The organism is Kitasatospora sp. RG8 (assembly GCF_017813315.1).
Taxonomy (GTDB): Bacteria; Actinomycetota; Actinomycetes; order Streptomycetales; family Streptomycetaceae; genus Kitasatospora.
The window spans coordinates 37909-49210 of record NZ_JAGIYX010000047.1 but is presented as its reverse complement, the minus strand read 5'-3'; the positions used below and the strand labels follow the sequence as shown (position 1 = coordinate 49210).

Below are 11302 nucleotides of genomic sequence, written 5' to 3'. Positions count from 1 at the left end.
ACGGGCGGTGCGGGCGGCGCCGCGGGCGGCACGGGTGGCACCGGCGGTGCCGCCGGTGGGGACGCCGGCGCGGGAGGCGCTGCGGGTGGCCCGGCCGCCGGGACGGCCGGCGGGGGCGACGCCGAGGCCGAGGACGACGTCATCGACCCGCAGACCGGCCAGGTCGTCGCGCGCGGCCGGGGCGGCGGGGAGGTCGCGGCCACCGTGGTCGCCGTCGACGGGCGGCCCGAGGACTGGATGCTCTCCTCCCTCACCGCGCTGGAACTGCTGGCGGTCGTGCTCGTCCCGCCGCTGCTCGGCCGACGGCTGCTGCGGCGCCGCAACTCCGTCCGGGGCCGGTCGTGACGGCCCCGGCGCTGGAGAAGCCGGCCCTTCCCGCGCAGCCGTCGACGGACCCCGCCCCCGCCCGGACCACCGCCCCGGCGCCGCCGGAGCCGGCCGGGAGGGCGTCCGCCGCCTCGCCCGCGCGGCGGCGGTTCCTCCAGGGGGCGTGGGCGGTGAGCCTGCTGGCGGCGCTGATCACGGGCTTCGTCGGCTACCTCTTCACGCTCTCGCACGTCCAGGAGCGGCACTACCAGTCCACCGCCCACAAGACCTTCCGGGACCAGCTGGCCCGGGCGGTCGCCCCGACCGGGGCCGCGGCCGACGGCGACCCGGTCGCGCTGCTCGACATCCCGGCGATCGGCCTGCACCAGGCCGTCGTGGTGGAGGGCACCACCGGCCGGGACCTCATGCGCGGGCCCGGCCACCGCCGGGACACCGCGCTGCCCGGGCAGGCCGGCGTGGCGGTGGTGTTCGGCCGCGGGGCGAGCTTCGGGGCGCCGTTCGCCGAGCTGTCCAGGCTCCGGGTCGGCGACAAGATCGAGGCGACCACCGGCCAGGGGAGGTTCACCTACACCGTCAACGTGTACGGGGACGGCGACCACCCGATCAGCGACCCGGTCCGCAACCGGCTGGTGCTGGTCACCGGGGACTCCGACTGGATCCCCGGCTCCACGGTGCTGGTCGGCGCCCGGCTGGACGGGGACCCGGAGACCAACCCGGGCGGGCGGCCCGCGACCGTCCCCTACGACAAGGCGCTGGCCGCCGACAAGGGCGCGCTGGCCACGCTGCAGCTGTGGATGCTCGGGCTGCTGGCCGCGGTGGTGTCCGCCACCGTGCTGGCCCGGGTGTGGCACCGCTCGGCCGCCTACCTGAGCCTCGCGCCGGTGGTCGGCGCGCTGCTCTGGGCGGTGTACGAGAACGCCGCCGCCCTGCTGCCCAACCTCTACTGAAGCGCGCCCGGAGGACCGTACCGATGACGGATGCACCGATGACCGACGTACCGATGACCGACGCCCCGCAGTTCGACGCGTACGACCAGGCCGGCCCGGCGGCCGAGACCACCCTCACGCTGCCGCCCGTCCCGGCGGACGGCCCGGCCGTCGCGGACGGCGGGCCGCTGGCCGGCCTGGAGACCCGCGACGTCTCCGCCTGGTTCGGCTCGCACAAGGTGCTGGAGCGGGTCTCGCTCGCGATGCCCGCGGGGGAGGTGACCGCCCTGATCGGCCCGTCCGGCTGCGGCAAGTCCACCTACCTGCGGATCCTCAACCGGATGCACGAGATGGTGCGCGGCGCCGCGCTCGCCGGTGAGGTGCTGCTCGACGGGGACGACGTGTACCGGCCCGGGCGGCGGCCCGCGGAGGTGCGGCGCCGGATCGGGATGGTGTTCCAGCGGCCCAACCCGTTCCCGGCGATGTCCATCCAGGACAACGTCTCCAGCGGGCTGAAGCTGGCCGGCATCAAGGTCTCCAAGGAGGAGCGCGAGCACCTGGTGGAGACCAGCCTGCGCCGGGCCGGCCTCTGGGACGAGGTCGCCACCCGGCTGCACACCCCGGGCGGCTCCCTCTCCGGAGGCCAGCAGCAACGCCTTTGCATCGCAAGGTCGTTGGCGGTCTCGCCGGACATCCTGCTGATGGACGAGCCGTGTTCGGCGCTCGACCCGACCTCCACCCGGCGGGTCGAGGAGACCATCGCCGAGCTGCGCGGACGGCTCACCATCGTGATCGTCACCCACAACATGCAGCAGGCGCAGCGGGTTTCGCAGTCCTGCGCGTTCTTCCTGGCCACCCACGACACCCCGGGACGGATCGTCGAGGCCGGCCCGACCGGGCAGCTGTTCGGCAACCCGCGCGACCAGCGGACCTCGGACTACGTCAACGGCCGCTTCGGATAACGATCGCTTCGGATAACGGCGTTCACGGGGCGAGCAGTCGCTCCAGCACCGCCGCCACGCCGTCCTGCTCGTTGCTCACGGTGTGCAGCGGCACCGCCGCCAGCACCTGCGGGTGCGCGTTGGCGACGGCGTAGGCGGTGCCGGCCCAGGCCAGCATCTCCAGGTCGTTCGGCATGTCGCCGAAGGCCACCACCTCGCTCCGGTCGATCCCGCGCCCGGCGCACCAGCGGGCCAGCGTGCTGGCCTTGGTGACGCCGGGCGCGCTGATCTCCAGCAGCGGTATCGGCGCGGAGCGGGTGATCTCGGCCAGGTGGCCGGCCGCCTCGCGCGCCTCGGAGAGCAGCTTGTCCGGGTCGAGGTCCGGGTGCTTGGCCAGCAGCTTGAACAGGCCGTGCACCGGGCCGCCGGTGCCGAGCAGCTCCTCCGCCGGGCCGACCGGATGGTCCTCGTCCTGGCCCCACATCGGCACCGCGTACCCGGGCTCGCGGGCGAACCCGGCCGGGTACTCGAAGGCGAACGCGGTGCCGGGAAGCTTGGCCCGCAGCGCCGCCGCCACGTCGAGCGCGGTGCCGGCGTCGAGCGGGAACGACTCCAGCAGCTCGCCGCGCCGCACGTCCACCACCGCGCCGCCGTTCGAGCAGATCGCCACCCCGTGGCCGCCGATGTGCGCGCTGACCTGCTGCATCCAGCGCGGCGGCCGGCCGGTGACGAAGACCACCTGGACGCCGGCCGCCTCGGCCGCGGCGAGGGCGGCGGCGGTGCGCGCGCTGACGGTCCCGCCGGAGCAGAGCAGGGTGCCGTCCAGGTCGGTGGCGATCAGGCGGGGGGCGGTGCGGGGTGTGGTCACCGGTCCATCTTCGCCTACCGTCGCCGGGAGGTCACCGCCGTCGCGGCGGCCTCCCGGCGGCGGGTCGCCCCGGAGCCGGTCCTAGCCGACCTTGAGGGTCAGCCCGGCGGTGTGCAGCTGCCCGCCGGTCTGGAACTGCAGGAACAGCCGCCAGTCCCCGGCCGCCGGCAGCTCGGCGTGGAACGGCAGGGACGGGCCGCCGGTGCCGCCGGCCTCGGCCCTCGTCTCCGGGTGGAGGTGGGCGAAGGCCTGGTCGCCGGCGTGGAAGGCGGTCAGGTGGGCGAAGGTCTCCAGGTACGGCTGGAGGTCGGTGACCGGCTTGCCGTCCCTGCTCACGGTCACCTTCAGCTCGCCCGCCTTCCCGGCGACCGGGGTGCCCTCGACCGTGACGGTGTACCCGTCCACGGTCGTGGTGCCGGTCGCGGCGGGCAGCTCGGCGGCGGCCGCCGTGCCCTCGCCGGGGACGGTCACCGTCCGGCTGAGCACCAGGCCGGTGCCCCGGCCGGCGCCGCTGTCCGGGATGAACGAGGCGTAGACGCGCCAGGTGCCGGCGGTGAGCGCGGCCAGCGGGGCGGTCCAGGTGCCGTCGTCGGCCATCTCGGGGTGCAGGTGCTGGAAGCCGGTCAGGTCGGAGCGGACGGCGTAGAAGTGCATCCGCTTGGTCTGGTCGGTCCGGAACGCGGTGACCGGCCTGCCGTCGGGCCCGGTGACGGTGAACCGGTACTCGGCGGGGGCGCCGGCGGTGAGCGTCCCGGTGGTGGAGGTGAGGCGGTAGCCGTTCCGCTCGTCGGCGAGGCCGGGGGCGTCGGCGGGGTCGGCCGTGGCCGGGGAGGCGGCGTCGGCGCCGGGCATCTGGTGGCCCTGGTGGCCACCGCCCGCCGTGGCGGCGGCCGAGGTGGTCGCGGGGGTGGCCGCCGGGCCGGCGCCGTGGTCCATCCCGCTCATCGCGTCGGAGCCGCAGGCGGCCAGGGCGAGGGAGAGGGCGGCGGCCGCGGCGGTGAGCGCCAGGGCGCGGGCCGGGGTACGGCGGGTACGGGTGCGCAGGGACATGCGATGGGTTCTCTTCCGGTGTGTACGGGCAGGACGCGGCGCGCCCGGGCCTCCTTCAGGGGAGGTCCGGCGCGGGCCCGGTCACGTCCGTGCGACGCACTTGCGGAGCAGTAGTCCCCGCCCGGCGGCGGGTGGCGCCCGCGGGCCGTCGGCCGGCCGTCGGCGCGGTCCGGCGAGGGCGGCGGGCGGCAGGGCGGTCGCGGCGAGGGCGTACGGCCCCGGGGCGGGCAGCGCGGCGCCGTCGCGGTCCCGGGTCGACACGCAGGAGACGGCCGGCCGGCCGTCGTCGTGCGTCCGCGGTGCGGTGAGGCCCGGAGCGGCGTCCGGGCCGCCGTGGTGCTGCGCCGCCACGTGCGCCGCGGCCGGTGCGGGCGCTGGGGGCGCTGCGGGCGCCGTGAGCGCCGCGGCCGGCTCCGGGCCGCGGTGGCAGCCGCCCGCCGAGGTCGGCGAGCCGTGCATCAGGAAGAGCCCGGCGAGCAGTGCGCAGAGCAGCAGCAGCCGGGCGGCCGCCCGCCCGCCGTTCTGCCCGGAACCCCGTCGTCCGCCCGCCGTCACCCGGCCGACAATACCCCCACCCTGTATCCCGTCCGCGTAGGTTTCGGCCCCCGGGCCGAGGTTTCCGGCCGATTCGGCCGTACCGGGGGTGTCGCTCCGGGGGTGGACGGGAATGACCGCCCAAGGCCACCCCGTCGGCAGGAAGAGCCATGCCACCTCGCCACCTCGAAGACGAGCGCCCACCGACCGCCGGCCCGGTCACGCACCGGACGCCGGACACCCTGCGCGATCCCGTCCTGATCGGCGACATCATCTTCGACACCCTCGCCGAGATCGCCCGCCGCCGCGTCACCGCGCCGCCGCCCTTCCCCGCCCAGCGCACCCGCCCCCACCCGTAGTACCCACCCGTAGTACCCACCCGTCGCCCGACCCGCGGCACGCCGTCCGTGGCGCCCCGGCGGTGGCGGCCACGCCGCGCGTCCACGGGCGGTGCGCCGTCGTCGTAGTCCTTCCGGTGCGTTCCGCGGGGCGTCGTCGTGCCCGCGCGGACGGTTCCGGCCGCGGGGCTCCGGCGCTTCACCTCCCGGGCAACTCGGCGCCGCCGGGCTGTCCCCTTTCGTCCATCCCGGTCTGACCTGCACAGACATCACCCGTGTTCGAATGATCGCGGCGGGCTTCGGTCCAATTTGTCGTACTAATGCCGGGGGTAGACGCTTTATGCCATGGCATAAAGCGTCTACCCCGACCGGCCCGAGTACCGAATTCCGGCGCTGAAGATGGAGATATGTACCTCATCCATGTGCGCCTGCGGGCCTCGGGCGGCGCGACCGCCCCGCCCGGCCTGGCGGGAATCATCAGCTCCTATGCGGAGGAGCGCGACGGCCTGGAGCACGTCGCGGTCCATCCGGACGGGTTCGGCGGCGTGACGCTGGGGATCTTCAGCCTTGCGCCCGCCCTGGCGGAGGCCGAGGCCAGTGCGGCGCGGCTGTCGGCCCGCGCCGTGGCCGACCACCCCGGCCTGGCCGGTTTCGCCGTCCTGTCCGTCGGTGCGGCCCTGGTCCCGGGCCCGTGGTGGGACGCCTGCTGACCGGTTCGGGCCGGCCGTCACCGACGGCCGCAACCGGGTACGTCACCGCAGGTCGGAGCGGGTTTCCCCACACCGCTCCCGGGGGCCCGGCGCCGGCCGCCGAAGGCCCGGGGTGGACGGCTTAGGACAGTGCATGTTCCGTCCAGGCGACGCCTGTTCCCACCGGCCCGGCGGTCCAGCACAGTAGAGGTGTCGGCAGGGAGCGAACGCCGGCGAAGGCCCCGGGAAATCCCACCCGGGAAGAATGCGGAAAACCAATCGAGGAGAAATCCATGCTGGCCACCCGTGTCTCCAAGTTCGTCGCCCTCGCGCTCATCGCTTTCGGCGCGGTCACCGCTCAGGCGGCTTCCGCGGACTTCTCCAAGAACGCCTCGCACGAGAGCGCCGCCGTCCAGATCACCACGAACAACGACCGTGACGACGACGTCACCTGGGGCTGAAGGCCCCGGAAATGACGAACACCGGCCGGATGTCACGAAGATGACCGACAGCTCCCGGGGAAGGGCGCTGCATTCGGGCGAAGCAAAACGGGGGCGAAGATGATGGAATTCCTGGTCCTGGGTGCGCTGGAGACGCGCCAGGCAGGCGAACTGGTGGACGTCCGGGGCATGCGGCAGCAACGGCTCCTGGCCCTGCTCCTCCTCAACGCCAACCGGGTCGTTCCGATGGACGTGCTGGTCGACGAGCTCTGGGAGGACCCGCCGCTGTCGGCCCGGCCGCAGGTGCACAACGCGATCCGCGACCTGCGCCGCGTCCTGTCCGCCTCCAGCGAGTGCCGGCTGGTCACCGTGGACGTCGGATACCGGCTCGTCGTCCCCGAGGACGCCGTCGACGCACACCGCTTCACCAGCCGGGTCCGCGAGGCCAGGGCGGCGGAGCGCGAGGGCCGGCCGGCCGAGACGATCCGACTGCTCCAGTCCGCCGTCGACCTCTGGCGGGGCGACGCGTTCGCCGGAATCCACTGCCCCGCCGTCACCGGCGCCGCGGTGAAGCTCAACGAGCAGCGGCTGACCGCCGTCGAGGACCTCATGGCGCTGCGCCTGCATGTCGGTGAATCCAGCTCCCTGGTCGGCGAGTTGCACGCACTCCTGGCGGAGTACCCGCTCCGTGACTCGCTGCGCGCCAGCCTGATGATCGCGCTCTACCGCAGCGGCCGGCAGGCCGACGCGCTCGCCGTCTACGACGAGGGCCGGCGGTTCCTCGCGGACGAACTCGGTCTCGAACCGAGCCCCCAACTACGTGCGCTCCACTCGGAGATCCTCGCCGACGCCCCCGGCGTCCACGGGCCGGCGGGCCCCGGAAGCACGATCGACCGCGCCGCGGCGGCCCCCTCGCCCGGACCGGACGGCCGCCCGGCGCCCGCCGAGGCCGCGCCGCCGGCGCCGCGGAACCACCGGAACTGCCTCCCGCACGACCTCACGGACTTCACCGGCCGCACCGCCGAACAGGACACCCTGCTGGGCGCGGTCGGCCTCGGCCCCGCCGGCACGCCCCTGATGCTCGCGATCGACGGCATGGGCGGGGTCGGCAAGACGACCCTGGCGGTGCACGTCGCGCACCGGGTCACCCCGCAGTACCCGGACGGCCAGTACTTCGTCGGGCTGCACGGCTTCAGCGCGACCCGGCGGCCGCTGCCGCCCGAGCAGGCGCTCGCCACGCTGCTGCGCGCCGACGGCCTCGGCCCGGACGAGATCCCGAACGGCCTGGAGGAACGCAGCGACCTCTGGCGCTCCCGGCTGGCCGGCCGCCGCTGCCTGGTCGTCCTCGACGACGCGGCCGACACCGCCCAGGTGAGGCCGCTGCTCCCGGGCACCGGCGGCTCACTGGTGCTGGTGACCAGCCGGCGCAAGCTCACCGCGCTCGACGGCGCGCTGACCCTCCCCCTCGACGTGCTGCCGCCCGAGGACGCGGTGACGCTGTTCGGCCGGATCGCCGGCGAGCACCGGGTGGCCCGCGAACCGGCCCGGGTGGCGGAGGCGGTCGAGCTCTGCGGCCACCTGCCGCTGGCCGTCCGGATCGCCGCGACCCGCCTGCGCGACCGTCCGGCCTGGGACGTCGCCGACCTGGTGGACCGGCTGGCGAGCTCGGCGCGCCGCGCCCGCTGCCTGCAGACCGCCGACCGCGACGTGATGTCCCTGCTGCGGGCGTCCTACCAGCACCTCGACGGCGCCCAGCAGCGCTTCAGCCGGCTGATCAGCCTGCACCCGGCCACCTCCTTCGACCTCGACCGGGCGGCGGCCATCACCGGACTGACGGCCGAGGAGGTCGAGTGCCACGTCGACGTGCTCCTGGAGAACAACCTCATCCGGCAGGAGGCGCCGGCCCTGTTCTCGTTCCACCGTCTGGTCCGGGACTGCACCCGCGAGTTGCTCGTCGAGGGGGCGGTCGCCGAATTCCCCCCGGACGCACTCCCGGTGGGGCGGCCGGCCCTGCTGGACGCGGTGTAGCAGGGGGGGATTCCCGGCCGTCGGCGGAGCAGGCCGAGGGACCCGCCGCCCGTACCCGTCGACCGCGCACCGCCTTCCACCTCGGTGTTCGTCCCGCCGTCCGTCCGGCCCACGAGGCCGACATCTTCCGGGAACGCCGGAGTCAGCACACGGCTACTCAAGGTCAGTAAGCTCCCCCCCAGATGAATCGCTGGCGCTGATCGAGGGGGTTCGCATCAATGCTGGATGTCTTGGGACTGGACGCCGAGGCGGAGGCCATTTACCGGGGAATGCTCAGCAATCCCCGGGGTGGTGTCGCGGCGCTCGCAGCCGGACTGGGAATGACCGAGGAGCGGGTCCGCACCGGCCTGGACCGGCTCAGTGAACTCGCGCTGATACAGCCCTCGGCCCGGGAGGGGATAGGTTTCCGGGCGGTCGGCCCGGAAACCGCGATGGAGGTCCTGCTGGCCAGGCAGCAGGCGGAGTTGGCGGCCCAGCAGATGCGGGTCGAGGCGTCCCGTGCCGCCGCGGCCCAGTTGATCGCCGAGTGTTCGGCGCTGCGTCCGGCCGCGACCGACGAGGCGTCCGAGCAACTGATCGGGCCGGAGGCGATCCGCGAACGGCTGGCGGAGCTGGCCGGATCGGCCCGGCAGGAGGTCGCCACCTTCGCGCCGGGCGGCGCGCACACCGAGGAGGACCTCCGGGCCAGCCGGCAGCCCAACTCCGCCTTACTCGAACGCGGGGTGCAGATGCGGACGGTCTACCTGGACAGCGTCCGCAACCACCGGCCCACGCTCGACCACGTGACCTGGCTCAACTCCCACGGCGGGCAGGTGCGCACCGTCCCGGACCTGCCCATCAGGATGATCATCTTCGACCAGCGCCAGGCGGTGCTGCCGATCGACACCGACAACACCCGGGCCGGTGCGGTGGTGCTGCGCGGCGCCGGGACGGTCGCCGCCCTGTGCGCGCTGTTCGAGAGCGTGTGGACCATGGCCATCCCGGTGGGGGACACCCCCAAGTGCGACGCCAACGGGATGCCGCCGCAGGAGCACGCCGTCCTCAAGATGCTCGCCCAGGGCTACACCGACGAGGCGATCGCCAAGCGGATGGGCGTCTCGCCACGGACCGCCCGGCGGTTCGCCGCCAACCTGATGGAACGCCTGGACGCCCGGAGCCGGTTCGAGGCCGGGGTGCACGCCGTACAGGACGGCTGGCTCCCCGCCACTCGCTGACTCCGGACGTCCCGACGACGCCTTCGGGCAGCAGGCGTCAGGCGTTCGCCCCGCTCAGGCGCGCCTCCCGGCGGTCCGCCGCGAGCAGCGCCAGGGCGGGGACCAGCGTGAGCGCGTAGACGCCCAGCAGCCAGCCGAAGGAGTGCGCGAAGGCGGCCGGCACCAGTCCGTGCCGCTCCTCGGCGGCCTGGGTGAGGACCACCGTGACCACCGCGATGGCCAGCGCGCCGCCGATCCGCTGGGTCAGGTTGAGCTGGGAGGAGGCGTCGGGGATGGACTCCTGACGGATCGACTGGAACGCCCGGGTCATCGTCGGCACGATGGTCAGCCCGGTGCCGAGGCCGCGGACCACCAGGCTGGCGCAGATCAGCAGGTAGGACGTGTCCGAGGTGAGCGTGGTCAGCGGGGCGGTGGCGAGCATCGTGAGCGTGATGCCGATGACGACGGTGGCGCCGCCGCCCAGCTTCCTGAGCAGGACGCGGGACAGCCAGGCGGCGGTCACCACGCCGAGGCCGCCGGTGGACATCAGCAGACCGGTCGTCACGGAGCTCTCGCCGCGCGCACTCTCGAAGTACAGCGGGATGAGCATCATCGGCGAGTACAGCACGAAGCCCAGGCAGAACACGTTGACCACGGCGGTCGCGTAGACGCGGTTCCGGAACAGGCGCAGATCGAGCAGCGGGAACCGGGCGCGCAGCTGGCGGACGACGAACACCGCGCCGCTCACCACGGCCAGGGCCAGCGGGGCCAGCAGGACGGGGGAGGCGGTCACGCCCTTGTCGGCGAACTCGTGGATGGCCAGCACCGTGCAGACCGTGCAGGTCGCCGAGGAGAGCAGGCCCACCACGTCCAGCGGCCGGGCGCCCCGGCCGTCCGGCGCGTCCTTGCGCACCCAGCGGAGGGTGACCGCGAACAGGGCGACGCAGAGCGGGATGTTGATCAGGTAGACGGCGGACCAGCCGCCGGCCGCGACCAGCAGACCGCCGATGGTCGGTCCCAGCAGCGGACTGATCAGCATCACGCTGCCGTTCAACGCCTGGACGCGGCCCAGGTGTTCGCGCGGGACGCCGCGGGTGAGCAGGATGGTCGACACGGGCGTGAGCACGCCGGCGGCCGCGCCGGAGAGGCCGCGGGCGGCGATCAGCTCGGGGAGCGTCTGGCTGGCCGCACAGCCGGCCGATCCCAGGGCGAAGAGGGCGGTCGCGGTGGCGAACACGCGCTTGGCGCCGAAGCGGGTGGCCAGCCAGCCGGTGGCCGGCATGACGGCGGCGAGGGCGATCAGGTAGGCGGTGACCACCCACTGCACCTGGTTGATGCCGCCGAACCGGGCGGTGGTGTCCTCGATGGACACGTTCACGATGGTGGTGTCGAGCAGGGCGAGGAAGCCGCCGGTGATGGCCGCTGCCATGGTCAGGAGGGCGGAGGCGGAGGGGCCGGAGGCGGAGGGGCCGGAGGCGGAGGGGCCGGAGGAGTCGGTCTCGGCCTCGGCCCCGGTCTTGGACCCGGTCTCGGCCTCGGTCTCGGCCTTGGGCTCGGGTCCGGTCTTCGGCGCGGCGCCTGACGTGGCGTCAGGGATTGGCTCGGTGGCTGCGTCGGGAGCCGGTACGGAGGTCTTCCCGGCGGCGGACTCCTCGGTGGCGGCCTTCGGGGAGGAGGTCTTTTCGACGGGGGTCTTCGTTGCGGTGGTCTTCGCGGCGGCGGCCTTCGCGACGGCGGTCTTCTCGGTGCCGGTCTTCGCGGCGGCGGCGGGCTTCCGGCCCCTCTTGGCGGCGGCCTTGCGGGCGGTGGTCCGCTTGGCGGGGGCCTTGCGTGCGGCGGGCTCGGAGACGGCCTCGGCCTGGGCGGCCGGCTCCTTCGCCGGGGCGGGGTCCGCCGGGAGTTCCACCGGTCCGGGCGGGCTCGGGGCTTCCTTGGTGCTCAGCTTGGTCGTCGGCATCTTCGAACGTC

General features: G+C 74.5%; 11 protein-coding genes and 1 pseudogene. 8 read left to right on the top strand and 4 right to left on the bottom strand.

Annotated elements, in window-relative coordinates; genetic code table 11:
- The 3 genes and pseudogenes from J5Y04_RS38760 to J5Y04_RS38750 form a co-directional block, all read left to right on the top strand.
- A pseudogene (locus J5Y04_RS38760) lies at positions 1 to 345 on the top strand (phosphate ABC transporter substrate-binding protein); the annotation flags it as partial.
- Positions 342 to 1274, top strand: a complete 933-nt coding sequence (locus J5Y04_RS38755; protein WP_209417237.1) for a class E sortase — start codon at positions 342 to 344, stop codon at positions 1272 to 1274. The pseudogene J5Y04_RS38760 and the gene J5Y04_RS38755, both read left to right, overlap by 4 nt.
- Before the next feature lie 38 nt (positions 1275 to 1312).
- Positions 1313 to 2215 carry a phosphate ABC transporter ATP-binding protein gene (locus tag J5Y04_RS38750; RefSeq protein WP_245206338.1) on the top strand — a complete coding sequence of 301 codons (903 nt, stop codon included), beginning with the start codon at positions 1313 to 1315 and terminating at the stop codon, positions 2213 to 2215.
- A gap of 22 nt (positions 2216 to 2237) precedes the next feature.
- On the opposite strand, the gene J5Y04_RS38745 is transcribed toward J5Y04_RS38750, so the two are convergent.
- The 3 genes from J5Y04_RS38745 to J5Y04_RS38735 all read right to left on the bottom strand — a co-directional run bounded on the left by J5Y04_RS38745 (position 2238) and on the right by J5Y04_RS38735 (position 4667).
- Complete coding sequence (locus tag J5Y04_RS38745) at positions 2238 to 3062, bottom strand: HAD family hydrolase (protein WP_209417236.1); 825 nt, start codon at positions 3060 to 3062, stop codon at positions 2238 to 2240.
- 81 nt (positions 3063 to 3143) lie between these two features.
- Positions 3144 to 4112, bottom strand: coding sequence for a hypothetical protein (locus J5Y04_RS38740; RefSeq protein ID WP_209417235.1), 969 nt, complete (start codon positions 4110 to 4112; stop codon positions 3144 to 3146).
- 81 nt (positions 4113 to 4193) lie between these two features.
- On the bottom strand, positions 4194 to 4667 hold the full coding sequence (locus J5Y04_RS38735; RefSeq protein WP_209417234.1) for a hypothetical protein: 474 nt from the start codon (positions 4665 to 4667) through the stop codon (positions 4194 to 4196).
- A gap of 149 nt (positions 4668 to 4816) precedes the next feature.
- Between J5Y04_RS38735 and J5Y04_RS38730 the strand changes: the two genes are divergently transcribed.
- The 5 genes from J5Y04_RS38730 to J5Y04_RS38710 all read left to right on the top strand — a co-directional run bounded on the left by J5Y04_RS38730 (position 4817) and on the right by J5Y04_RS38710 (position 9355).
- Positions 4817 to 5005: a hypothetical protein gene (locus J5Y04_RS38730; RefSeq protein WP_209417233.1), complete on the top strand. Its 189-nt coding sequence runs from the start codon at positions 4817 to 4819 to the stop codon at positions 5003 to 5005.
- 386 nt (positions 5006 to 5391) lie between these two features.
- Positions 5392 to 5694: a hypothetical protein gene (locus J5Y04_RS38725; RefSeq protein WP_209417232.1), complete on the top strand. Its 303-nt coding sequence runs from the start codon at positions 5392 to 5394 to the stop codon at positions 5692 to 5694.
- A 272-nt stretch (positions 5695 to 5966) separates the two neighbouring features.
- On the top strand, positions 5967 to 6134 hold the full coding sequence (locus J5Y04_RS38720; RefSeq protein WP_209417231.1) for a hypothetical protein: 168 nt from the start codon (positions 5967 to 5969) through the stop codon (positions 6132 to 6134).
- A 99-nt stretch (positions 6135 to 6233) separates the two neighbouring features.
- Positions 6234 to 8141: a BTAD domain-containing putative transcriptional regulator gene (locus tag J5Y04_RS38715; protein ID WP_245206336.1), complete on the top strand. Its 1908-nt coding sequence runs from the start codon at positions 6234 to 6236 to the stop codon at positions 8139 to 8141.
- A gap of 218 nt (positions 8142 to 8359) precedes the next feature.
- Positions 8360 to 9355 carry a helix-turn-helix transcriptional regulator gene (locus tag J5Y04_RS38710; RefSeq protein ID WP_209417230.1) on the top strand — a complete coding sequence of 332 codons (996 nt, stop codon included), beginning with the start codon at positions 8360 to 8362 and terminating at the stop codon, positions 9353 to 9355.
- Positions 9356 to 9392: 37 nt separating this feature from the next.
- Here J5Y04_RS38710 and J5Y04_RS38705 read toward each other — a convergent pair whose 3' ends face one another.
- Positions 9393 to 11291, bottom strand: a complete 1899-nt coding sequence (locus J5Y04_RS38705) for a DHA2 family efflux MFS transporter permease subunit (RefSeq protein WP_245206334.1) — start codon at positions 11289 to 11291, stop codon at positions 9393 to 9395.
- Positions 11292 to 11302 lie beyond the last annotated feature (11 nt).

Coding starts and splice junctions, on each gene's coding strand:
- J5Y04_RS38740 (WP_209417235.1), bottom strand. CDS start 4,112: ATGTCCCTGCGCACCCGTACCCGCCGTACCCCGGCCCGCGCCCTGGCG.
- J5Y04_RS38705 (WP_245206334.1), bottom strand. CDS start 11,291: ATGCCGACGACCAAGCTGAGCACCAAGGAAGCCCCGAGCCCGCCCGGA.
- J5Y04_RS38725 (WP_209417232.1), top strand. CDS start 5,392: ATGTACCTCATCCATGTGCGCCTGCGGGCCTCGGGCGGCGCGACCGCC.
- J5Y04_RS38750 (WP_245206338.1), top strand. CDS start 1,313: ATGACCGACGTACCGATGACCGACGCCCCGCAGTTCGACGCGTACGAC.
- J5Y04_RS38715 (WP_245206336.1), top strand. CDS start 6,234: ATGATGGAATTCCTGGTCCTGGGTGCGCTGGAGACGCGCCAGGCAGGC.
- J5Y04_RS38710 (WP_209417230.1), top strand. CDS start 8,360: ATGCTGGATGTCTTGGGACTGGACGCCGAGGCGGAGGCCATTTACCGG.
- J5Y04_RS38730 (WP_209417233.1), top strand. CDS start 4,817: ATGCCACCTCGCCACCTCGAAGACGAGCGCCCACCGACCGCCGGCCCG.
- J5Y04_RS38720 (WP_209417231.1), top strand. CDS start 5,967: ATGCTGGCCACCCGTGTCTCCAAGTTCGTCGCCCTCGCGCTCATCGCT.